The sequence below is a fragment of the Dendronalium phyllosphericum CENA369 genome (assembly GCF_016056275.1).
Lineage (GTDB): Bacteria > Cyanobacteriota > Cyanobacteriia > Cyanobacteriales > Nostocaceae > Dendronalium > Dendronalium phyllosphericum.
The window spans coordinates 12,820-37,331 of sequence record NZ_JAECZA010000039.1 but is presented as its reverse complement, the minus strand read 5'-3'; the positions used below and the strand labels follow the sequence as shown (position 1 = coordinate 37,331).

The window sequence follows — 24,512 nt, the reverse complement described above, 5'->3', positions numbered from 1 at the left end:
CCTGCTCCCCCTGCCCCTGCGCCCCCATCTCCTCACAATCGGGGGTTTATTAGTGAATCTCAATCCCAATCATAAGTAGAAGTTGTTGTATAGCTTCAGGGGTCGAAAACCATCCAGCGATATACTAGGCATGGTAATTAGCAACAAATCTTCAATCAGGCATCATCAAAAAATCGAGGCTGAAGGCTGAAGACTAAAATTTTATACTTCATACTTCAATACTTCGCACTTCAGTTGACTTAAAGAGCGGAAACATGAACTCAGGAATTGACCTCCAAGGAACTTTTATTAAATCCCTGACAGATTTAGGACTACCAGCAGGAACAGCCAAAGCTATTTGGATGCCTCTGCCGATGATCCTGATGCTCATTGGAGCCACAGTAGGGGTATTAGTCTGTGTTTGGCTAGAGCGGAAAATTTCAGCAGCAGCACAGCAGCGAATTGGCCCTGAATATATTGGGCCTTTGGGCTTATTGGCTCCGGTAGCTGATGGTTTGAAGCTGGTATTTAAAGAAGACATTGTACCAGCTAAGTCTGACCCTTGGCTGTTTACCCTCGGCCCTATTATCGTTGTGCTGCCAGTATTTCTGTCCTATTTGATTGTCCCCTTTGGACAGAATATTGTAATTACAAATGTCGGGACAGGTATTTTCTTGTGGATTGCTTTGTCTAGCATTCAGCCAATTGGATTGTTGATGGCTGGCTATGCATCTAATAATAAATACTCCCTCTTAGGGGGGTTGCGGGCAGCAGCGCAGTCAATTAGTTACGAAATTCCATTGGCGTTGAGCGTGCTGGCGATCGTAATGATGTCTAATAGCCTCAGCACTGTTGACATTGTTAACCAGCAATCTGGCTATGGTATCCTTGGCTGGAACATTTGGCGGCAACCAGTCGGGTTCCTCATATTTTGGATAGCTGCTCTTGCCGAATGCGAACGCTTGCCCTTTGACCTCCCCGAAGCCGAAGAAGAACTAGTAGCAGGCTATCAGACTGAGTACTCAGGGATGAAATTTGCTCTATTTTACCTAAGTTCTTATGTCAACCTAGTGCTTTCTGCCCTACTAGTAGCAGTTTTATACTTAGGTGGTTGGGATTTTCCCATTCCTTTGGATGTCTTAGCTGGCTTGCTAGGAGTCAGTGAAGCAAATCCCTTACTGCAAGTAGTTGATGCTTCTTTGGGTATTACAATGACCGTACTCAAAGCCTACTTTCTAGTATTTATCGCCATCTTATTGCGCTGGACAGTCCCCAGAGTTCGGATTGACCAACTGTTAGATTTAGGATGGAAGTTTTTGTTACCAGTTGGTTTGGTTAATCTCCTATTAACCGCAGCCCTAAAACTAGCCTTTCCAGTTGCCTTTGGTGGATAAGAGTCAGCAGTCAGTGGTCAATAGTCAGTAGTAGAAGTCATCATAATTCACAACTGACAATTGACAACTAAATTAAGAGAGAAACACGAAAATGTTAAAGTTCCTAAAGCAAGTTGGTGATTACGCCAAAGAAGCAGTCCAAGCCGGTCGTTATATTGGTGAGGGGCTAGGAGTCACTTTCGACCATATGCGTCGCCGTCCAGTAACTGTACAATACCCTTACGAGAAGCTGATTCCTGGCGAACGGTTTCGCGGTAGAATTCACTTTGAATTTGATAAATGCATCGCCTGTGAAGTCTGTGTTCGAGTATGTCCAATCAATTTACCTGTTGTTGATTGGGAATTTGACAAAGCCAGCAAAAAGAAAAAGCTCAAGCACTATAGCATTGACTTTGGAGTTTGTATCTTCTGCGGTAACTGTGTGGAATTTTGTCCAACTAACTGTTTATCTATGACAGAAGAGTATGAGCTTTCCACCTACGATCGCCACGAATTAAACTATGACAACGTAGCCCTTGGTCGTCTGCCCTACAAAGTTACAAATGACCCAATGGTTACGCCACTACGCGAACTAGTTTACTTACCCAAGGGTGTTTTAGACCCCCACGACTTACCCGCAAATGCACCTCGTGCTGGTGCGCGTCCAGAAGACCTTGTAGAACAAACAGAAAAATAAATGATAGTGGTTAGTAGTCAGTAGTCAATAGTCAGTGGCAAAAATCAGATACACAGCTACTGACTCTTGTACAGACGCGATTAATCCTATTGTACAGACGCGATTAATCCTAATTGTACAGACGCGATTAATCGCGTCTCTACGGCAACCGACAACCGACAAAGGAGAGGACAAAAAACAGTGAATTTAGCCGAAGGAGTACAGATTGTTTCGTTTGCCATATTGGCATTGATGATGATTGGGTCTGCCATTGGTGTAGTGGTGTTTTCCAACATTGTCTATTCTGCCTTTCTGCTGGGAGGCGTATTCATTAGCATCGCCGGAATGTACCTGTTGCTAAATGGTGATTTCGTAGCAGCAGCACAAGTGCTGATTTATGTTGGGGCGGTTAACGTGCTGATTTTGTTTGCCATTATGTTGGTAAACAAGCGGCAGGATTTTGCTCCCTTTCCCAGCGCTGGCCTGCGGAAGATATTTACAGCCGTGGTCAGTTTAGGATTATTTGCCCTTTTGAGTACGATGATCTTAGCGACACCTTGGGTCTACTCAACTTCTCCAGCATCTAGTGAAAGTTCCATAATTTTGATTGGCGAGCATTTCTTCAGCGATTTTTTACTACCTTTTGAACTCGCCTCTATTTTGTTGCTGATGGCGATGGTAGGAGCAATTATTTTGGCACGTCGTGAGTATTTGCCAGATCAAGTTACACCTTCTGGATTACCACAAACCATTTTAACTTTGCCAGAACGCCCCAGAGAACTAGTATCGGCAGGTACTAATACTGGCTCAGGCGATTCTGATAGCCATCGCGGTGATTCTCGTCGAGAATAGGGGACTGTTGACTGTTGACTGGGGAGATGAGAGAAAAATTATTGACCCTTGACCACAGACGCGATAAATCCGTCTCTACGACAACTGAATCTTGTAGAGACGCGATAAATCGCGTCTCTACGACAACTGACAACTGACAACTGACAAAAAAATGCAACTCCATTACTTTTTATTACTTGCAGCAGCTTTGTTCTGTATCGGGATTTATGGCTTAATCACCAGCCGCAACGCTGTACGAGTGTTAATGTCAATTGAATTACTGCTGAATGCTGTTAATCTGAATTTAATGGCATTTTCCAACTTCCTTGACTCAACATTAATTAAGGGTCAGGTTTTCACAGTGTTTGTGATTACTGTGGCAGCTGCTGAGGCGGCGGTAGGTTTAGCGATCGTGCTTGCCATTTATCGCAACCGTGATACCGTCGATATGGAGCAGTTTAATCTCCTGAAGTGGTAATTGTGCGTGCAACTCAAGCAGGTAATCATTGCTTATAAAGCGCGAGATTCCCAAAGCAAACGCTGGGCAGAAATCTGTGCCAAGCAGCTGGAAAATCGCAACTGCCAAGTATTGATGGGGCCTAGCGGGCCGAAAGATAACCCTTATCCGGTGTTTTTGGCTTCAGCAGGTCAACCAATAGATTTGGCTTTGGTACTTGGTGGTGATGGCACTGTTTTAACTAGTGCCAGACATTTAGCCCCAGCTGGTATCCCAATTCTAGGAGTGAATGTAGGCGGCCATCTGGGCTTCTTAACCGAGTCAGTTGAAGAATTTCAGGATACAGAGAAAGTTTGGGATCGGCTATTAGAGGATCGCTATGCTGTCCAGCGGCGGATGATGATGCAAGCAGCAGTGTATGAAGGACATCGTACAAATTTAGAACCAGTAACCGAACGTTATCTCGCTTTAAATGAATTTTGTGTCAAACCCGCTTCTGCTGACCGCATGATCACTTCAATTTTAGAAATGGAAATTGACAGTGAGGTTGTAGATCAGTATGTGGGAGACGGATTGATTATTTCTACTCCCACGGGTTCCACTGGTTACACTGTTTCCGCTAATGGCCCAATTATGCACGATGGGATGGAGGCGATTACCATTACTCCCATCTGTCCTATGAGTCTTTCTAGTCGCCCTCTGGTTTTACCCCCTGGTGTAGTTGTCAGCGTTTGGCCTTTGGGGGATTACGATTTGAGTACCAAACTTTGGATGGATGGGGTATTATCTACTTCGATTTGGCCGGGACATCGCGTTGATGTGCGAATGGCTGATTGTCGGGCTAAATTTATTATTCTGCGAGAGAACAATTCATATTATCAAACGTTGCGAGAGAAGTTGTTGTGGGCAGGTACTAGGGTTCGCTACGCTAATAATCACCGCAATTAATTGATTTTCAAGAGCAGTGTTAAGGGTAATGCTCATAAATTGGTAATGTGCGATCGCTTATTCACAAATTCCTCAATTTACTCTTTGGCTGCATCTTGACATCAGGTGTTTATTAGTCTATTTTACTGCACACTGTCTATCAACCGAAAATTACGCTAGCCCCCGAATATATTCGGGGGCTTTCTAACCATGTTATGACTTTCTTGGTTGACTGGAATTGACAGAAAAATTTATGTATGCATTAAGAAAATTTTGTATCTGATTGCCAGATTTTTTTGAAATTTAACTCCATAATAAAAACACCATATCTCTAAACTCCTCAGCTTCAAACGTCTACTACAAAGATATGGAAAAGAGTTTTTCGCATACCTCTGTGTAAATCTGTTCTCTGAAACTGCACGAATGACGCTGTGATACTTAGATACATTAGTATGTTCTATTTGTGTAGCGTGTAAATCCTATCAGGATATTTTTGCACATCTAAAATTGGAGACAGATGAAAATTTCTGATCGCAACATCAATTACCCACTTAGTCTTCCTTTACCCTTTACAGATTTTCCAGTTATTCAAACAGACAAATATATCTTACAACTTGCATCAACAGAAGAAGAATTAGAATCGATTTTTCGCTTACGATTTGAAGTTTTTAATCTAGAACTAGGCTTGGGATTATCTACTTCTAGTCTTACCCAAAAGGATTGGGATAAGTTCGATGCAGTTTGTCATCATTTAATGCTGATTTCTAAACATACTGGTAAAACAATTGGCACTTATCGGATGCAAACCCATGCAATGGCTGTTCAAGGGTTGGGTTTTGATGCTGCTGATATGTTTAATTTAAATCAAATTCCAGATTCTGTATTGCAAGCATCTGTAGAAGTTGGACGTGCATGTATAGCTAGAGAATATCGCAATATTCAAGCACTTTTATTGCTTTGGGAGGGACTAGCTAATTATCTGATTTGGAGTAGTAGCAAATATTTTTTTGGTTGTGCTTCATTACTTACCCAATGTTCTAGGCAAGCTGCTTGCGCTTATCAATATTTTCAGCGGTATAACTTGATGGATTCTAGTATTTTAGTTTATCCCCATTCAGAATATTGTCTAGAAATTTCCCAAGATTATCCAGATATATGTGATGTGGAAATTCCTAATATTGTGCAAGCATATTTGAGTATTGGAGCTAAAATATGCAGCTTGCCGGCAATCGATCGCCAGTTTAAAACTATTGATTTTTTAATCATATCTCATATTGAAGATTTTACTAGATGGTATTCTCCTACTTGTCTTCCAGAATAAATAATTTATGGATTTGTTAAACAAATGATAATTTCCTAACATAGGATAAGATTCAGCACTCAAGATTTCATTCTTGACAAATCGCATCAACCTCAACTTCAATCAACATTGCTGGATCGATTAAAGATTTAACTTCTATCATGGTTGAAGCTGGTGGATATTTGCCAAAGAATTCTTGATGCGCTTGTCCAAATTCAGCCCAACGGCTAATTTCTGTAACAAACATTCGAGTTCGCACAACATGGCTGAGATCGGCCCCTAAATCTTGCAAAGATTTTTGGATAATTTCAAAACAACGTTTTGCTTGCATGTAGCCATTACCGGGAGCAAATACGCCACCTACTGTATCAATTGGTGCTGTACCAGAAATGTAAATCCGATCGCCAACTCTAACGCCTCGACAGTAGCCTACCTTTGATTCCCAAGAAGCACCAGAAAATGTTCGCTTGATTTGCATAGTAAATAACTTTTAACTTTTGCTTAATAAATTTTAACTGTAATTGGATTACTCAAGTTACATCAAGCGTTAGTATCTTGCTAAAAATGTCTATTATAAATTTTGATTTATCAGATTTTTATTTGGGGAAATTGATGAATGTATCTAATTGAACAGTGCTAGATTCTGATGGGGCTTAATAATAGTAAAGTGTTGATCGCCAACTTTTCAAATAAGGCTGATAATGGCGCGATCGCACCTCATGTAAAAGCTTCATCCAACTAAACGATTTTGAAACAATTTTTCAGAAAACTGGATATGTCAGATTAGTAAAGGATATATATTTTCTGGAACAAGGTAACTTAAAAACTGTCAACATCAAGCATTGTTCTGTGTGTTGAAAAGTAGCTACTCTTGCGCTTTGCTCAAGATCATACTTTTCCTGTGTCTCAATTACGAATTACGAATTACAAATTATTATGCGGCATCTTACACTCGTGCCGAGTTGGTTGCGGTTTTTAACTATTATTTTATTGGTAATGGGTATATTGTTTCGCTTTTGTAACCTTGATGCCAAAGTTTACTCACGCGATGAAACTTATACATCATTGCGGATTTCTGGTTACACAGTAGATGAAGTGAAGCAGCAAATATTTAATGGCAGTGTAATTAATAAAGAAAGTTTTACTAAGTTCCAAAGTCCCAATTTACAAAAAGGTGTGAGTGATACAATTATGTCTTTGGTCAAAGAAGACTCTCAAGACTCACCTCTTTATTATGTAATAGCCAGATTTTGGGTAGAAGTTTTTGGTAATTCAATAACAGCAATTCGCAGTTTATCTGCTTTAACTAGCTTGTTGGTTTTTCCTTGTATTTATTGGCTATGCCGAGAATTATTCGATCTACCGCTATCGCTACCTAGAGTTGCGATCGCACTTATGGCAGTCTCTCCTATTCAACTAATATATGCTCAAGAAGCACGAGAATATATTCTTTGGTTAGTTACGATAATTATATCTAGCGCTTCACTACTACGAGCAATCCGCATAGAAACAAAAGATAGAAATGAGTTAGAAAAAACACAGCAAATACCAGACCGTTTTACTACTTGGGGAATTTATACAATAACTTTAGTACTCAGCCTTTATACATGTTTGTGGAGTGGATTTGTTGCAGTCGCTCATGGAATTTATGTAATGATAACGGCAAGATTTCAACTGACTGAAACTGTCAGATCCTATTTTTTAGCATCTGTTATGGGGTTTGTCGGCTTCATGCCTTGGATGACGATTGCGATCGCTGATTTTTTTCAATTTCTGATTTCAGCAGATGCAACAACAGCGCAACTATCGCAAATGCCTTTAATTCCATTTTGGTTAATGCAGATCGGCCGAATTTTTTTGGATTTAGACTTGAGTTTAAAAAATTCTGTAGGATATCTAATTTCACCAATTTTTTTAGCTTTGGTGGGATATGCAATTTATTTCCTTTGGCGAACAACAAACTACAAAGTTTGGTTATTTCTTGTGGTATTGATTATAGTACCAGCATTACCATTAATACTTCCCGATTTGATTAGTGGGGGTATACGCTTAGATTCCGAGCCATATTTAATGCCATCTTATTTAGGGATTCAACTCGCTGTTGCTTACCTGCTAGCTATGCAACTATATAACGAGAATTTATCCCGCCGAGGCATGTGGTACATAATTCTGGCACTGGTGATTATTTGTAGCTTGGTTTCTTCTAGAGTAAATTACCAAGCTGAGACTTGGTGGAATAAGGGAGTGAGTTATGGTAATCCACAAGTTGCTAAAATTATCAATCGGTCTGAACGCCCAATTTTAATTAGTAATTCTGTAGGCATTAATTATGGTAATGTTTTTTCTTTGAGTTATCTTGTGCAGCCAAAAGTACAATTTCAGTTGGTGCAAAATCAAAGTATTCCCAATATTCCTAATGGCTTTACTGATGTTTTTATCTTAAATCCTCCAAAGAAATGGCGCGAACAAATAGCAACAAAGTATCAGTCTCAAACAAATATTGTCTACCAGGATAGCTATTATTCACTTTGGAAATTAGCCCAACCTCGTATTTCACCCCAACGTGTTAGTCCCCGCCGTAATCGATTATCCAGTAGTTGAAAGCAAATCTGACTTTTCACAGGATTTGGAAAAGTCAGAGAGTGTGGAGAAAAATTTCTTTTTGGATTCTCTTTAAAAGTATTGCACCCGTGCATCTAAACCATTTGAGCGTAACATGTTGGAGACTCTTTCCGCGGCTGTGCGATCGCCAAATTCTCCAGCATTTACATAATTCCCTAACCGAGAATTGTCTGGAAAAGCAAAAGGTACATACTGACGTACTCTATTGAGAGTATCGTTATTATTAGCAGGCACGACTACTACATAGCGATTGTTAGCCGTACCATTACTGGCGACAGCAGTGTTTAAGCCTAATGTCTGCCAAGTTTGACCGTTTATTGTGCCTGTAACATTAAGACCGTAAGATTGTTGGAATGCGATAATACTTGTTCTTGTGTATTCGTCGAAATAACCATCAGGACTGCCATTAAAGAAGCCATATTGCGATAAACGCTCTTGGACTGCTCTAACATTGTCTCCCTTGTCGCCTACAGTTAGAAAATCTCTGGTTGGTTGAGTCGCATATTTATTTGTCCAAACTCTGCGTACTGCTTCTAAGACTTGGACGTTAGCATTGCCATCAGCATATATGTTATTACTTCGCTGGAATCGAGCGATCGCATCCCTTGTCAAAGGCCCAACAGTGCCAGTAGGGTTAGTCTTAAAATAGCCCAAATCCCGCAGATATTGTTGTAAATCTTTCACTTGCTGTGTCGAAAGACTGCTTGTGTTAGCAGAAGAGTAACGTGATAATGCATCCCAAGTTTGTTGATTGGCAATTCCAGTTGCAGGTATGCCAGCATTTCGCTGGAATGCAATCACAGCATCTTTGGTGATGCGTTTAAAATTACCTGTGGGATTAGGACTAAAGTAGCCTAACTGCTTTAAACGCTGTTGCAGCAGTGTTACTGACGGGCCGCTACTGCCTTCTTTGAGAACTGGATAATCACCACCTACACTCAGACGACTCGATATTGCTTGTTGAGTTCTGGTATTGGCAATACCATCAACGGGAATTCTAGCAGAACGCTGAAATCGGATTACTGCCTGCTGAGTTTCTGACCCGAAATAGCCTGTGTTTGGCCCGTTAAAGTATCGTAACCGTCCCAAATTTTGTTGTAGCCTCAAGACTGCCGAACCTTTGCTACCAAGTCGCAATCCGCTAGTGGTATTTCTACTAAGGGTTTTACTCTGGCAGGCTTGTTGCAAAGCTTTTTGAGTGCCACTACCCACAATTCCATCAGTGGTTAGTTTTTTGGCTTGCTGGAACCTAATTACTGAATTCCGGGTTAGGGCAGCAAATTTGCCTGTAACAGACCCGTTATAATAGCCTAACTTTTTTAAACATCTCTGAGTAGTTGCGACTTCTGGGCCGTTACTTCCTTCTTTTTGCAGTGCTAAAGTTTGTCCGGCTAAACTCAAAATCCCTATAGTTAGTGCCACGGGTAAAAGCCGCATCACAGCAGCACTAGAAAGCTTTTGCCACCGCCAAAATTTGAAATTCACTCTAATAGGAACAATTTCGATATGTTCAGATGCTTCGTAAACTGAGGCCAGGTGAAGATGAATAATGGCTTCCATAATTTTTGCAGCAATGTTTGGGCGATCGAAATTTGTGGTTGCAGTATTTACCAGACACAGAACTTTGCTAACTTTTTTATGCCAGCGATTGGCTGAAAACCTTTATTTAAGTTTTAAGGTAGTTAAACCACTCTTCCTACTTTGGTTAAGCAGCTTTTTCCTCGTGATTTCACTTGATTCCTTTAAGATATGACTACAGCAGAATATACCACTTTCTCTGTGTTTAAATTGCGATATTTATTTTAATCTTAAGTATTTATCTATAATTTTAAGTAAATAATTTTACTTTTATTGTAGAATTTTTCAATAAATATAAGTAATATTTAAAACGAAATTTTTGCTGAGTAAATTTGTATAAATACAGACTTATTTAGAAAGACACGCACAGGTATTTGATTATCGCCAATTCTATCTGAAAACGGGTATCCGACAACCTGCGGCAATTCGACTGTATGAAGCAGCAGGTTATCAATGTAAGTAGATCGCTTGCGTTATCGGTTTAGGCAGGGTGTGGGGTGTAGAGAAAAACTTGTATTCATGAGTGGTTATAAAAGTTAATTAATCTGAGCAAAATCCAGCTTTCATTATTAAAAGAGCATTATTTATCGAATTAATCGTTAATAATCCCAAAAAATACGCGCATTTTTCACCTACACCCTACACCCCACACCCTGTCTTCATAGAAAACTTTTCGGTCTACTGAATGTATTACATCTGATGAATGGTAGGCAGGCAATTTGCTGAATGTTTGCTTTGCAAAACAGATTTGAGACTAGTGCTTTAAATTTTGCTGAGAGCATCCTTGATGCTAGAAAGAGTATTTCTAGTTCATGGGATACTTCGTGCAACAAAAATTTGACAATTTATGACTGTGAGAATAAAAATTCCAAATACAGAGTCTAGATTTTACTCGTGTTGCTGATTATTCGTCATCTTTTTGAGTATTACCTGCTTTTACCCAACCTTCTTGCTTGCTGCCTTCTACACGAATCTTTTGCCAGCCTTTATCTTGGCTTTCTTCCAAGACGATAATTTTTTCATTAAAACCAACGCCACCGATACGTTCAGCATCTTGGTTGGGTTCCGATCGCAAACTCAAGCCATCAGACCAACTAACGTGTCCTCGGTAAGCTCCTGGTGGCAAAGGTTCTTTAGGAGATTCCGTAGGAGAGGGAGTTGCACTAGGAGAAGGTGTAGGCTCCTTAGATGAGTTAGATGAAGCTTGTGTTTCAGTCGGTTTAGGAGATTTCGCCTGCAAAGAGGGGCTATCGTTAGCAAAAATTGGTTTTGGAGGAGCAATAGCAGTTCTATTCATAAAATAGAGTGCAACGGCAACGCCGCTACCGATTAAAACAGCGATCGCTAAGAAAAAGCCTAGTATAAATTTTAGTAAATTTGAAAACATAGTTAATAGTCAATGGTCAATGGTCAATTGTCAATGGTTAATTGTCAATCGTCAATCGTCAGTTGTCAGTTGTCAGTTGAGTAAGGGAACAGGGAATAGGCAAGAATAGTTGTTATTTCTCCCTTATCCCCCTCATCCCCCTCATCCCTTCACTGCAACTGTCGCTGAATGCGATCGCTTAAAGGACTGTGTTTCGAGGCTAGACGCGCTCTCCCAGCCGCAGCCCATTCTTGTAGTTGCTGAATTTGCTCTACAGCAGTTCTGGCTAGGGGTATGATTTGACTGGCAGCTTCTAAGATGTCATCGGTGGTAAAGTCTCGATTTTGGCTAAATCCAATGTGCATGGCTTCAATTAAAGTTTGCTCAATCTCCGCCCCTGAAAAATCAGGTGTTTCATAAGCTAGCCTGTCAATGTCGTAACTTTTCAAGTTATGGGGGCGCAATCGGGATAAATGAACGTTGAAAATTGCTTTTCTCTCTTCTTGTGTCGGCAAACCTACAAAGAAAATTTCATCAAAGCGCCCTTTTCTCAACATTTCCGGTGGTAGTGCTTGGATGTCGTTGGCAGTGGCAACAACAAACACGGGTGAGGTTTTTTCGGCTAACCAAGTAATAAATGTGCCAAATACACGGCTGGTAGTGCCTGCATCACCTTTGCTACCAAGTCCGGAAAAAGCTTTATCTATTTCATCTATCCACAGAACGCAGGGGGCAAGAGCTTCAGCTACTTGGATCATTTGGCGAGTGCGGGATTCAGATTCACCCACTAATCCACCAAATAACCGCCCTACATCCAATCTTAGCAGGGGTAAATGCCAGTGATGGGCGATCGCTTTGGCTGTCAATGATTTACCAGTCCCTTGAATACCTACTAACATTAAGCCACGAGGATGCGGTAATCCATACTGACGCGCTCGTTCGGTAAATGAGCCTCCCCGACGGATTAGCCAATCTTTGAGGTTATCCAATCCGCCAATGTCAGAAATTTGCTCGGTAGCAGGGTAAAAATCGAGGATTTGGGTTTGGCGGATTGTTTGGCGTTTTTCTTCCAAAACTAAATCTACATCTTCGGGTTGGATTTCGCCATGACTGGCGATCGCTCTAGCTAAAACCCGACGAATCCGTTCCATAGAAAGCCCTTGACAGGAGCGTACCAAGTCATCTATAAATTTGCCAGAAAGAGAATTACCAGTGCTTTGCAGTAAGCGTTCTACCTCCGTTTTAATTTCTGCGGCGGCGGGTAAAGGAAACTCGACAACCGTTAAAACTTCGCTTAAGTCGTCAGGAATGGCAATGCGCGGCGATAACAAGACAATATTTTTTGGTTGAGATTTGAGGAGTCGGGCGAGATTGCGGAGTTTGCGAGCGATCGCCACATCTTCTAAAAAGCGATGATAGTCTCGTAGAATCAACACTGCTGGCGCTGAGGCTGGTAATTTTTCCACGAATTCTAAAGCTTGTAAGGGATTGCGCCGTCCAAATCCGGCATCATTGGGATTACCTTGATAGCCATCGACAAAATCCCAAGTATAGACTGGACGATTACCTTGATTTGCCGCTTCTTCCCGAATAGCTGCTTCTAAGCGTTCTTCTTCATAGGTAGGAATATAAATCAAAGAATACCGGGCACGTAACAGCAGTTTAAACTCGTCGCGGAAGGTCATGAATTTACTCCTATCAATCTGAAGAACTCAAGCATTTTCAAAATTAAAAATGTAAATTAATTTTTTAAGCTGATTATTTTACTAATTTCCACTGTCTTTATTAAACCTCTTGCCAAAGTCATTATTCAGTTGTCAGTTGTCGTAGAGACGCGATTCATCGCGTCTGTACAAGAGTCTCCCCCATCTCCCTAGCCTCCCCACGAGCGATCGCTTCTAAAATAGAAGAATGGTTTCAACTCAAACTCAACTATTACGCCTGTCTCAAGGACAGCTGAATTTACTAGAAGCTTGTCCGCGTAAATTCCAAGACACTTACTTAGAACAACTCAGTTCTCCCTTAGACCCAGAACATGAGGAACGGCAAACTTTGGGTAGTCGCTTTCACTTGCTGATGCAACAGCGAGAAATGGGTTTGCCAATTGATAGTTTTTTAGAAGCGGATGCTCAACTGCAAAGCTGGATGGCGGGTTTTGCCAATGCAGCCCCAGAAATTTTAACACCTACGGATAATCAAACTTTTCGTGAAAGCGAACACTACCGTACCCTGCAAGTTCAGGACTATTTGCTCGCAGTTGTCTATGATTTATTGATTGCAGATAACCAACAAGCGCAAATTCTTGACTGGAAAACTTATCCTAAACCCCCAAGCAAACGCAAGTTAGAACAGAACTGGCAAACGCGTCTTTATATGTATTTATTGGCTGAAACTAGCGAATACTTGCCAGAAAATATTTCTATGACTTATTGGTTTGTCCAGTCTGAAGGCAAACCAGAAAATATTAAATTTAATTACAATACTACCCAGCACAAACAAATAGACAAAAAACTTAATCAACTTTTAAATCAATTAACAATTTGGCTAGAAGGCTATCAACAAAATCAGCCATTCCCCCAAGTTAGAGATGGCAGCAAAGTCTGCGATCATTGTCAATTTGCTACAAGGTGCGATCGTACAGAAGTTACAGAAGAAACTGCAAACAATTTATTGGCAAATATTGACAGCATTCAAGAAGTATCGCTTTGATATTATTTGCAGTCATGCATAGCAACAATATATTTCTCATTTATTGTATATGAAAGAGTAAACTTAGTTTATATAAATCTCGCTAAAATTCAATAAATATCTATACTAAAAAATCAAAAGCTATGAAAACCTTTGATGAAACTGACGCGATTTATGTCCGCGAATTAGGAATAGATGACATCGCTCCGATTTACCATTTGGGTGAAGAGTTATTTACCAGCGATTTATATCCTTATTTATATCGTACTTGGGATGAATGGGAAGTAATTGGACTTTACAACACAGACCCAGAATATTGTTTGGTTGCTGAAACAGATGGAGACTTAGCGGGATTTATTTTAGGTACAATTATCACTAAAGCTTCCTGGACTTATGGGTATATTCTCTGGTTAGGAGTTAGTCCTAAATTTCAACGTCAGGGTGTAGCAGATAAGCTAGTTGATAAAGTTGTCGCTCGGATGATTGAAGATGGAGCGAGGTTTATGTTAGTAGATACTGACCCGACAAATATCCCAGCAGTGAAGTTTTTTAATCGTAAAGGTTTTGGTAATATTCGCCAGCATATTTTCTTATCGATGAACTTAAGCAAGCATGAATATTATGGCAGACTAATTGATTACGAACATCAAAAAGCTGAAAGAGCGGGTTATAGGCGATCGCGTCCGGCAATTCGCACCCGGAAGCTTGATAATGTAGCGAATGAAGTGCTTCTCAATCCTTTAGTAATTGAATCTCAAACAACCGAAGACTAATCACCGACTTAATAGTTAAAAGTTAGGAATTATTAATTAAAACTCCTAACTCATAAATTTATAATTTCTAACTTAATATGTCAGAACAACAGTGGACTTTAATAACAAATGAACAGCCACCAGATTGGTTTACTCAAGCAGTGAAACAATATACACCTGCATCGAATGGAATTTATGCAGCACAATTATTGTGGCAACGAGGAATTAAAGAAAAATCACAATTAGCAGCTTTTATCAACCATAAAAGTTATCAACCGACAAGTCCTTTTGAGTTTGAGCAAGAAATGTATTTGGCGGTGGAACGATTGCAAACCGCACGTAAGGCTGGCGATAAAGTTGCTATTTGGGGAGACTTTGACGCTGATGGCATTACATCCACTGCTGTGTTGTGGGATGGTTTAGGGCAATTTTTTAAGCAAAATACGCACTTAACTTACTACATTCCCAATCGACTCACAGAATCTCACGGACTGAATAATTCAGGAATTGATAACTTAGCAAAACAAGGTTGTAAGTTAATAGTCACTTGCGATACGGGTAGCACCAATATTAATGAAATTATTTACGCTCAACAGCTAGGTATAGATGTCATAGTTACAGACCATCACACTTTACCTGAAGAACGCCCACCAGTTGCAGCGATTATTAATCCGCGTTATCTGCCAAAGGAACATCAGCTGTTTCATCTTTCTGGGGTGGCGGTAGCTTATAAGTTAGTAGAAGCCCTTTATCAAACTTTGCCTGATATTCCCCAAGACCCGTTAGAAAATTTACTAGATTTAGTAGCAGTTGGGTTAATTGCCGACTTAGTGCAGCTTAGTGGAGATTGTCGTTATTTAGCACAATTGGGAATTCAACGATTACAAGAAGATTTTAAACAGCCAGCCTCAGCACGACGGCGACCGGGAGTAGGGCGATTATTGGAATTGTGCCAGAAAAGTGGCGATCGCCCCACAGATATTTCCTTCGGTTTGGGGCCGCGAATTAACGCTGTCAGCCGCATTCAAGGCGATGCCAGCTTTTGTGTAGAATTGTTAACCAGTCGGGATGCCAAGCGTTGCAATGAATTGGCTGAAGTTACAGAACTCGCCAACGCCCGCCGAAAATCTTTACAAAAAGATGTGCAAGCCCAAGTAGCCCAAAAATTGACTCAGTTAGACTTATCAACTACCAGCGTCATTGTTTTAGAAGACCCCCAATGGCCTGCGGGTGTATTGGGCTTAGTCGCCGGACAAGTAGCACAAGAAACAGGCCGCCCAACAATTTTGTTGAGTACCGAGGGAGACGCAAAGACGCGGGGACGCGGGGACGCGGAGATGGGCAAATGGGGAGATGGGGAGGCAGACAAGGGAGATAATTCTTTACTTTTAACTTCTAACTCAGCACTCAGCACTCAGCACTCAGCACTCATCTTAGCCCGTGGTTCGGCCCGTTCGATCAATTCTGTCGATTTGTACCGATTGGTAAAAGACCAAGCACATTTGTTACATCGCTTTGGCGGACATCCCTTTGCAGCAGGTTTGAGTTTGCCAGTGGAGAATATTCCTTTATTTACACAGGCGATTAATCAACAGTTACGGCAATCTTTAGGCAGTACAACTCTAATGCCAACCGTACAAGCTGACTTAACGGTAACGGTAGCAGACTTAAGCAAAGAATTATTTTTGGAATTGAAATTGTTAGAACCTTGTGGAATGGGGAATCCCGTCCCGAAACTGCTAATTCAAAACTGCTGTTTTGAAAATACTTGGCATCGCAATCAGCAGGATTGGCAGGGAAAAAAGGTGCAGTATATTAAAACCGAGTTTGACATTCGAGATGATTCCACTAAAAGTCCCTTTCCCGGCATTTGGTGGGGACATTATAAAGATGAATTGCCTATAGGAAAATGTGATTGCATAGCAGAACTCGACTACAACACCTTCAAAAAACGTTATGAAATTAGATTAATAGCCGTTCGTCCCAGCGCTAACTCAGCACTTGCAACTCATCACTCACCACTCATATTAGACTGGCGAGACTTCCCAACTGAAAAACACTCAGCACTCAGCACTCAGCACTCAGCACTCAAAACTCAGCACTCAGCACTCATTCTTAAAGATTGTCCTACTAGTTGGGATGATTTACGTGGGTGGTTCAAACGATCGCTTTACAATAATCAACAATTGGCGATCGCCTGGTCTAAACCCAATCACCAACCACCAAAAGAAATTTGGCAAACCCTGGTTGGCATTGCTAAATATCTCAGTCGTACCAATCAACTAGTTACCCGCATCCAACTTTTAGAAAAACTAGGCATCAGCGATCGCGCCTTACTTTTGGGAATCAAAGCTTTAAAATATTGGGGATTCACAGTCAAAAGACAAGACCGTTCTTTACAAATTACTTGGAATCATCACACTGTGCCCGAACCTAATGCTGATACAGCGATTGCCCAGTTTTTAGCCGCCGTCAGCGAAGAACAATTTCAGCAAAAGTACTTTGCCAAAGTACCCTTATCTACTATTGTTGCGATGATTAATAGTCAAAATAATTCCTAATTGAGATAGCAATCAATTCTGCATTGCCCGAAATCCTTAGTAGGGGCGTACCGCTAAAGCGGAACCCGCAGGGTACGGTTGTTCGCCCTTACTCTTTTCTGGAGATGTCTATTTCTCAGTCCTTTAGGAATTACGAGATTTAAGTACATGGTGTAAACCGTGCAATAATTCCTGAGCGGTGAATGGCTTTGTTAACATTAACTTGACATTAACAGAATTGTCTTCTATAAACGCTTCACTGCAATTAAGTCCACTGCAAGCAATAATTTGTACTTGGAGGTTCATTTTTTGTAAGGTGCGGATGGCAGTTGTGCCATCCATTTCTGGCATCATCATATCCATCAAGACTGCACTGATGCGATGCTTGTGCTGGGCATAAAGTGCGATCGCCTCAATGCCATTACTAGCAGTGAGAGTTTTATAGTTGTAATTTTCTAGTACGATCGTGGTAATTTCCCGAATTTGAGCTTCATCATCTACAACTAAAATTAATTCTCCATCACCTCTAGGGGATTCCATTTCTTCTATATTCATCGCTTGAGTTGCCTGCACTGCTGGCAAGAAAAGCTTAAATTGGCTTCCTTTGCCAACTTGGCTGGATACATTCACAAAACCATCATGACTTTTGATGATGCCAAGCATGGTAGAAAGACCTAACCCTGTACCCGTACCAACTTCTTTTGTAGTAAAAAATGGTTCAAAAATTCTATCCAAGATTTCTGCTGGCATTCCAATTCCAGTATCGCTAACAGTCATCACAACATAATGTCCGACTTTGGCATCTAGATTCATTCTCGTATATGCTTCATCAATAAACATATTTTCTGTAGAGATTTTAATAGTACCGCCGTCTGGCATGGCATCACGAGCATTGACTACTAGGTTCATCAGTACTTGATGCAGTTGTGTGAAATCTCCAAATATCGCCCACAAGTCCTCTGGGATAGCGATCGCAAATTCAATAGATTTGGGAAATGTCTGTTTGGCAATCAAAGCAATTTCCGAAATTAAATGTTTGATTTGGACTATGGTGCGCTCTCCTTTAAATCCGCGCGCGAAAGATAGAACTTGCTTGACTAAAGCGGCTCCGCGTTTGGCGTTGTTCTCTACAATTGTCAGTAGGTGCTGACTGCGCTCTTGGTCTTGAGCGAATCTTACTTGTAGTAGTTGAGCTGATGCCAAAATTGGTGTCAAGATATTATTCAAGTCGTGAGCAATGCCACCTGCCAAAGTCCCCAGGCTTTCTAATCGCTGGGCGCGGAAAAACTGTTCTTCGAGTTGTTTTTTTTGTGTGATGTCAGTGTCAACACTCAAGATTGACTTAGGTTGCCCTGTAGCGTCGCGCATCAGCGTCCAGCGGCTTTCTACAATAATTTCTCTACCAGATTTCTTAACTTTGTGTAATTCTCCATACCACGAGCCAGATTCAGTTACTGTTTTTACAGCTATTTCTACTTCCGGTGAAATTTTGTTGTGCAAAATCTCCTTGGCATCTTTACCCAAAACTTCTTCTGCCTGCCAACCATAAAGCCGCTCTGCACCTTTATTCCAGAATAAGATTTGGAATTGCAAATCTCGCACAAGTATTGCATCGGTGGCAATATCGAGTAACGCTGCTTGTTCTTTGATTTTTTGTTGTGCTAGTTTGCGTTCGCGCTGCGCGGCCAGTCGTTCGCTAACGTCAGAAAACGAAGCAACTACCGCATAGGGAGTCGGATCGTTGTCTCGAAATAAGGGCTGGGAGTTAATCTCAATCCAAGTGAGTTGGCCGTTGGGCTTGTAGACTCCCATAACCACATGGGAGCAAGGATTGCCTGTATTTAAGGTGATTGTTGCTGGATGAGTTTCATTAGGGAAGGCAGAGCCGTCTTCATGGATAGTCTGCCAACTAGAGTCATAAATTGTTCTGCCGATAATCTCGTTGGCTTTCAGACCTAAAATCTTTTCTGCACTAGTATTACAAGCTACTATTGTCCCATCTTCCTCTAAAAGGATTATACCTTCTTGCATGGCTGTGACAACTGAACGATAGCGTTCTTCGCTTTCTTTGAGTGCTTTCTCTGCTTGCTTGCGATCGCTGATGTCTCTGGTTGTACCAATCAACCGTATGGGCTGACCGATTTCGTTATGGTAGACTTTACCAGTGCCGCATAGCCAGTGAATGCTGCCGTCAGGCCAAATAACTCGGTAACTTAATGGAGGCCTACTTCCTTGTTGAATCGTGTCAGCTACAACTTGTCTTACAGATTCGCGGTCTTCCGGGTGGACTAAATCGAGGTATTCTTCATAGGTTGGAGGCTGTGGGGCGCTTGGCAAACCATACATTGGTCTTAAATTGTCAGACCAAACGGCTGTGTTAGTAACTAGGTTCCAATCCCATACGCCTACTTGTCCGGCTTCTAGAGCTAAACTTAGTCGCTCCTCGCTCTGCCGCAGCGATTCTTCTGCTTGCTTGCGTTCGGTGATATCTTCGGCAATGCCACCATAGGAGTAAACTTTTTCTTGTTCTTCCTGCATGACGAAGCCCCGATCCCAAATCCAGCGAATCGATCCGTCAGGTCTTAAGATGCGATATTCTATACTGGTAGACTCTCCATGTTGGTGTTGTGCTAGTTTTGCCATGAGGCGATCGCGATCCTCTGGGTGAATTGCATCGATCCAAGAGCTAGGCCGTTCGCGCAGACTTTGGAGAGAACGACCCCAAATTTTCTCATAAGCCGGATTAGCATACAAATTGTCTCCTGTCTGTGAATTGGCAATCCACAGCACAGCATGGGTGTTGTCGGCAAAACGGCGAAATTTCTCTTCGCTCTCTCGCAGTGCTATCTCCATCTGCTTGCGCTCGGTGATGTCTCTACCTACTCCTTGAATTTCAACTACCTTTTGTGTTTCATCTTTGATTGCTGTGACGTTCCATTGATACCAGCGAAAACCATTAACTGTGAATATGCGTTGCTCGCTAATGTTCAAGTGATAAGGTGGTGATGCGATCGCGTTCAGATGTTGCTTTGCTTGCTGCAATTCGTCAGGATGGCAAAATTGAGACAGCGGTTGACCGCACAATTCATCTAACTGCCAGCCTAATATTTGGCAAGCTGCTGTATTGGCAAAGGTAATCTGCTGCTGCAAATTTATGCGGAGTACGAGGTCAGTTTGGCTCTCAATCAACTGGCGATAGAGTTGTTCGCTTTGCCGCAATGCAACTTCTGCACGTTGGCGCTCAATAATTTCCTGTTGTAAGCGTTTGTTAGCAACAACAAGTTCGGCGGTGCGTTCGACTACTCGTTGTTCTAATTCATCAGAAGCTTGGCGCAATGCAGCTTCTGCTTGTTTGCGAGTTGTAATGTCACACAATAGCCAACGCCAGCCAACCCGCTGACGCTGTGAGTTGTAAGCAGCAGCAATTTTGATGCTAGCAGGGAAAGGTTTGCAATTTCGTGGTTGAAGATAAATTTCCCAGTCTTGAACGTCTTGCAAACTTTGTAGTTGGGTAATCAAGCGATGGCGGTCTGGTTTGGCAATAAACAAAACTAATGGTTTACCTACCAGATATTTTTGATGCATACCAAGTAAATTCCCTGCTGCATTATTCGCTTCTTGGATAACGCCATAAACATCGGTCACTAAATAACCGTCTGGAGCAAACTCAAATAAATCCTGGTAGCGCTGGCGCTCCAACTCGGCTATTTCACGAGTACAAGCGAGTTGTTCATTTTGTTGGCGCAGCTCTTCTTCTGCCACCTGGAGTTCTTCAAGGGTTAGCTGAAGTTGAGAATTAACTTGCATCACTTCAGCAGATTGAGCCTCAATCCATTGTTTTAAATAATTGTAAGTTTGGCAGCGCACTGTCTCTATGTGCTGATTCACCCGATCTAAATCATTTGTTTGGTCTTGTACGTGTTGCTGTAAGGCGGCTACCACACCAACCATCTTCACGAGGTCAAAGGCTTGCAGCAGAGTAGTTTCAGTGACGATTCCCAGCAATTGTTCTTGCTCGTCTAAAATTGGGAGATGGCGAATCTGATATTGATGTAATAATGACAAGGCTGTGAAGATATCTTGAGAATGAGATGGCGATCGCATCAAAGTGATAACAGGCTGTGTCATTACCTCAGCCATTTTCACCTGGGATAAATCCATTCCCGATGCTGTTATTCTCACAACATCTCCGTCTGTAAATATTCCTACGAGATGTCCGGCTTCGACAACTAAAATATAACTACTTTGTTGCTGATTGTATCTATTTGAGCTTAACGACGAATTGAAGTTACTCCGTGATAAGTTCTCGCTGCGTTGCTGACTCATCAAGATAACAGCATCGACTACATAACTATCAGGGCTAATCGTTAAGGGAGAATAATCTATAACATCATATAAATTTGGTAAATCAATCAGCCGATCGTTGAATCGCATAGTTAATTCGTCAATTCTCATTATCTTATCGACATCAGAACGATATAGCGAAAGTTAAAGCGAGGAAACTCTTGGCAATCAGTAATTATTGACTTTTAATAAGTAACTTAGCAAATCTTTTGATAAATTTAGCAATACCAAGAGCGTAAATTATCGTATGCAGAGCTTAGGAACTGCATAGGCATAGAAGTTGGGACATTAATTGAATTTTATAGCGGTCAAACTCATTTTATTGTTAAATGAAGGATAGAAGAACTGTTATCTAAAAAGATTACCTTATTTGATCGGCTTGATAGCCCTGTTGTCGGGAAATAATTTAAATTAGTTGTTTGCAGGATGGCGATCGCTTCCCTCAATAATGTGATTTTTAATTCCCGATCCTAACTAGTAAGAATCTAACCAAACATTATTTCTACAATGTTTATAAATAAATTACTCTGAATATTTAAGTAACAATAAACACTAGTACTCAAGTCTGAAAATCGCACCTAATTTGCTGAAATTGGAAACTCTTGACCCTCAAGGAATCGCTAACGGCTGTTTTTACCCTGTGGGAAGCTTTACTTTACCCTTGAGGTTTTGTTTTACAGTACGAGAACGACTAGCCTCACCAGGTGACTGGTTTCACAACACCTTAGTTCTCCACAAAACGGGATTTGTGATGATTAGATGGTTGGTATGTACGCAGTAGCTCTTCAAAGACGAGGGAAGAAGGACGAAAAAATCACTTAGATAAGTTTTTTTAATTTCTCTACTAGAATAGTTATTAATACAGTAGTTTTAGTTTGTATATTGAGACATTAATACTTATTAGTATTGTAATTCAATAATATACTTGCATACGGAGTCAAAAATAATGGATTTTCAAGATTTTCTCAAACATAAATTTGCTCATATTGCCATAGGAGAATTCAAACCAGGAAAATTTGAAGCAGCAAAAAAACTTTATGAAGAAGCTGTCTTAACTTATACTACTGGCTTCAAGGGAGCATATCTCCTCCAAGAACCAGGAACAGATAAAGGTATCTCCGTAATTTTTTGGGAAAGTGTAGAAGATATGACTGCTAATCAAAGTGATGCTTATCAAAGTATTTTGAAAAAGATGATGCCCTTGTTTGCCAAGCCACCAGAAACTGTTGTATATGAACTCGTTTGTGAACTAAAGCCCATAGAATAAAGTATAAAAAATCAGCTCCAAGGAACTAAGAAATAAATATCCCATAGCTGTTAGAACTGGGAAAATAAGAGGATAAAAATTAAATAATAGTGTTACAGTTACAAATTAGATTATTTATTTCTTCGATTTACTTAAAGTAAATAATCAACTCACATCCTGGTAATATTATTGATAAATTATTGGTTTATCGTGTGATATAGAACAAGAAATAACGCAGGTGCTAAAAAGTTTGCTGTTGATTTGACTAGCTATTTAGCACCTGAACGCAAATCAGTATATTTTACCAATCTATAATTAATACTCGTTTCTAAAAGAATATCTACCACAAGAAAGAAGTTTTTAAAGGTAGAACAAGCAAACTGTTAATCATATAAAGTTGCGATCGCAAGATAGTAACTCAGCCATAGGGAAGATGTCGCTGCTATTACTGAACGCAACTTAGTATATAGATTCTTCGGGGGTAAATAAAAATGGTTAAGCTGTCTAACCCTGCTCTCCACGAAGAACCCCGTCACCAGCCAGCAGCTATCATTCCTCTCAAGCAGGAGGAATCTTTGCTCGATTGGTTGCAAAGTACTGGTCGATTAGTGCGACACGTATCAGTTGAAAACTATTACCAAGACGAGGAAGAAGACGAGGAAGAAGAGGTGGTAGAGTTTTTAGATCCTATGGATTCCTATGCTTTAGAAGACGAAGAAATAGAGGATTTATAGGTCTTAAAGTTTCGGTTCAGGAATTTTTTTGAGAATTTTTAGAGTCGTTTTTAGCGACTACTTCAAATTGACCCATACAACCATTTTCAGCGATCGCATCTTGATGGGGATGAAACATATACTTACCTGGGTAACGAAAGGCAAATTCTAAGATGTGCCGTTCGGCTATACCCATCGTAATTACATCAGCTTTCTCGCTGGGGGTAAGAGTCATACCTGTGCGGTAGACATCAAAGAAGTTGGCGTGGAGATGAAATGTCACTGCCGGATCGTATTCAATAATGTTGAGAACATATAGCCGAATCAACTGATCCTGGTAAATCTGGATGGGGCGATCCATATAGTGATGCGGCAGACCGTTAAAGGCGTAATACTCATTATGGTTATCGTCATTCACATCATACCCAGCCATCACTAATACGATCTCATCAGCCGGAGGACGCGGCGTGGGTGGATCGATAATGAACATTCCATACAACCCTTTGGCAATATGACGGGTAACTGGTTCGATATGGCAGTGGTACAAGTGAACGCCGTAAGGTTCGGCATCAAATTCATAAATTGTGGCTTGGCCATTGCTGACTGGACGCACGCCATCCATTTGTGCGGGATGAATACCGTGAAAATGTAAAGAGTGAGAATGTCCCGCCTGATTGAGAAAGAGTATTCGGACGCGATCGCCCTGTTTTGCCCGTAACGTTGGCCCCGGTATGCGACCGTTTAAATCCCAAATATTATAAGAAACAGCACTATTAAGTTGAATAACAGAAGTACCAGCAGTTAACTCAAATTCTCGAATGGTACGTCCATTTTCTCGCTTTAGCTTTCCATAATCAAAATTCCGTAGCATCTGCATAGGATTAGCAGCGCCCTCAGATGCTTCCATCTCCATAGATGGTATTCTAACAATTGACTGACTTTGTACATTCAAAGTTTGCCACAGCGCTGCCGCCCCAGTCGCACCGACACCGGCTAAACCCAATTTCAGCAGTTGACGACGGTTCCAAAGTTGTTCTTTTCCCAAAATTGAGTGCTTGGGCATCGCTTTATTAACGTTTTACAGCACAAAAAAATTGCAAAAGATTCGCAATTACTTCGC

At 41.0% G+C, this 24,512-nt stretch carries 18 protein-coding genes; 12 read left to right on the top strand and 6 right to left on the bottom strand.

Translation table 11 applies throughout. The features are described from left to right. Positions 1-254 precede the first annotated feature (254 nt). From nuoH to I8752_RS11660, 6 genes are all read left to right on the top strand, one after another. The gene (nuoH, locus tag I8752_RS11685) at positions 255-1,373 is read left to right on the top strand and encodes an NADH-quinone oxidoreductase subunit NuoH (RefSeq protein ID WP_214432484.1); all 1,119 of its coding nucleotides are present in this window, start codon (positions 255-257) and stop codon (positions 1,371-1,373) included. Positions 1,374-1,464: 91 nt separating this feature from the next. Beyond that, positions 1,465-2,049, top strand: a complete 585-nt coding sequence (gene ndhI / locus I8752_RS11680; protein ID WP_214432483.1) for an NAD(P)H-quinone oxidoreductase subunit I — start codon at positions 1,465-1,467, stop codon at positions 2,047-2,049. Between the two features lie 180 nt (positions 2,050-2,229). Then, entirely contained in the window at positions 2,230-2,880 is a 651-nt protein-coding gene (locus I8752_RS11675) for an NADH-quinone oxidoreductase subunit J (RefSeq protein WP_214432482.1), read from the top strand. A 151-nt stretch (positions 2,881-3,031) separates the two neighbouring features. Next, the gene (nuoK, locus tag I8752_RS11670; RefSeq protein ID WP_214432481.1) at positions 3,032-3,337 is read left to right on the top strand and encodes an NADH-quinone oxidoreductase subunit NuoK; all 306 of its coding nucleotides are present in this window, start codon (positions 3,032-3,034) and stop codon (positions 3,335-3,337) included. Between the two features lie 6 nt (positions 3,338-3,343). Next, the gene (locus tag I8752_RS11665) at positions 3,344-4,264 is read left to right on the top strand and encodes an NAD(+) kinase (protein ID WP_214432480.1); all 921 of its coding nucleotides are present in this window, start codon (positions 3,344-3,346) and stop codon (positions 4,262-4,264) included. A 496-nt stretch (positions 4,265-4,760) separates the two neighbouring features. Beyond that, positions 4,761-5,564, top strand: a complete 804-nt coding sequence (locus I8752_RS11660; protein WP_214432479.1) for a GNAT family N-acetyltransferase — start codon at positions 4,761-4,763, stop codon at positions 5,562-5,564. Positions 5,565-5,631: 67 nt separating this feature from the next. Here I8752_RS11660 and I8752_RS11655 read toward each other — a convergent pair whose 3' ends face one another. Further along, a complete protein-coding gene (locus I8752_RS11655) occupies positions 5,632-6,021 on the bottom strand; it encodes a RidA family protein (protein WP_214432478.1) in 390 nt (129 codons plus the stop codon). A 458-nt stretch (positions 6,022-6,479) separates the two neighbouring features. Between I8752_RS11655 and I8752_RS11650 the strand changes: the two genes are divergently transcribed. After that, complete coding sequence (locus I8752_RS11650; protein ID WP_214432477.1) at positions 6,480-8,144, top strand: glycosyltransferase family 39 protein; 1,665 nt, start codon at positions 6,480-6,482, stop codon at positions 8,142-8,144. A 72-nt stretch (positions 8,145-8,216) separates the two neighbouring features. Here I8752_RS11650 and I8752_RS11645 read toward each other — a convergent pair whose 3' ends face one another. The 3 genes from I8752_RS11645 to I8752_RS11635 form a co-directional block, all read right to left on the bottom strand. After that, positions 8,217-9,725 (bottom strand): peptidoglycan-binding domain-containing protein, encoded by a 1,509-nt coding sequence (locus I8752_RS11645; RefSeq protein WP_214432476.1) that lies wholly within the window; start codon positions 9,723-9,725, stop codon positions 8,217-8,219. A 922-nt stretch (positions 9,726-10,647) separates the two neighbouring features. Continuing rightward, a complete protein-coding gene (locus I8752_RS11640; RefSeq protein ID WP_214432475.1) occupies positions 10,648-11,130 on the bottom strand; it encodes an SH3 domain-containing protein in 483 nt (160 codons plus the stop codon). 149 nt (positions 11,131-11,279) lie between these two features. Continuing rightward, on the bottom strand, positions 11,280-12,794 hold the full coding sequence (locus I8752_RS11635) for an AAA family ATPase (RefSeq protein WP_214432474.1): 1,515 nt from the start codon (positions 12,792-12,794) through the stop codon (positions 11,280-11,282). Between the two features lie 226 nt (positions 12,795-13,020). Here I8752_RS11635 and I8752_RS11630 point away from each other — a divergent pair, with 226 nt between their 5' ends. The 3 genes from I8752_RS11630 to I8752_RS11620 all read left to right on the top strand — a co-directional run bounded on the left by I8752_RS11630 (position 13,021) and on the right by I8752_RS11620 (position 17,110). Beyond that, the gene (locus tag I8752_RS11630; protein WP_214432473.1) at positions 13,021-13,818 is read left to right on the top strand and encodes a PD-(D/E)XK nuclease family protein; all 798 of its coding nucleotides are present in this window, start codon (positions 13,021-13,023) and stop codon (positions 13,816-13,818) included. Between the two features lie 122 nt (positions 13,819-13,940). After that, positions 13,941-14,570 carry a GNAT family N-acetyltransferase gene (locus I8752_RS11625; protein ID WP_214432472.1) on the top strand — a complete coding sequence of 210 codons (630 nt, stop codon included), beginning with the start codon at positions 13,941-13,943 and terminating at the stop codon, positions 14,568-14,570. 77 nt (positions 14,571-14,647) lie between these two features. Next, on the top strand, positions 14,648-17,110 hold the full coding sequence (locus I8752_RS11620) for a single-stranded-DNA-specific exonuclease RecJ (RefSeq protein ID WP_214432471.1): 2,463 nt from the start codon (positions 14,648-14,650) through the stop codon (positions 17,108-17,110). A gap of 123 nt (positions 17,111-17,233) precedes the next feature. Here the strand turns inward: I8752_RS11620 and I8752_RS11615 are convergent, their stop codons facing one another. Then, the gene (locus tag I8752_RS11615; RefSeq protein ID WP_225895609.1) at positions 17,234-21,544 is read right to left on the bottom strand and encodes a PAS domain S-box protein; all 4,311 of its coding nucleotides are present in this window, start codon (positions 21,542-21,544) and stop codon (positions 17,234-17,236) included. Between the two features lie 832 nt (positions 21,545-22,376). On the opposite strand from I8752_RS11615, the gene I8752_RS11610 reads away from it, so the two are divergent. Both I8752_RS11610 and I8752_RS11605 read left to right on the top strand, forming a co-directional pair. Beyond that, positions 22,377-22,700 (top strand): antibiotic biosynthesis monooxygenase, encoded by a 324-nt coding sequence (locus tag I8752_RS11610; protein WP_214432486.1) that lies wholly within the window; start codon positions 22,377-22,379, stop codon positions 22,698-22,700. A gap of 470 nt (positions 22,701-23,170) precedes the next feature. After that, a complete protein-coding gene (locus I8752_RS11605; protein ID WP_214432470.1) occupies positions 23,171-23,413 on the top strand; it encodes a DUF3134 domain-containing protein in 243 nt (80 codons plus the stop codon). A 16-nt stretch (positions 23,414-23,429) separates the two neighbouring features. Here the strand turns inward: I8752_RS11605 and I8752_RS11600 are convergent, their stop codons facing one another. Beyond that, on the bottom strand, positions 23,430-24,455 hold the full coding sequence (locus I8752_RS11600; RefSeq protein WP_214432469.1) for a multicopper oxidase domain-containing protein: 1,026 nt from the start codon (positions 24,453-24,455) through the stop codon (positions 23,430-23,432). Between the last annotated feature and the right edge of the window lie 57 nt (positions 24,456-24,512).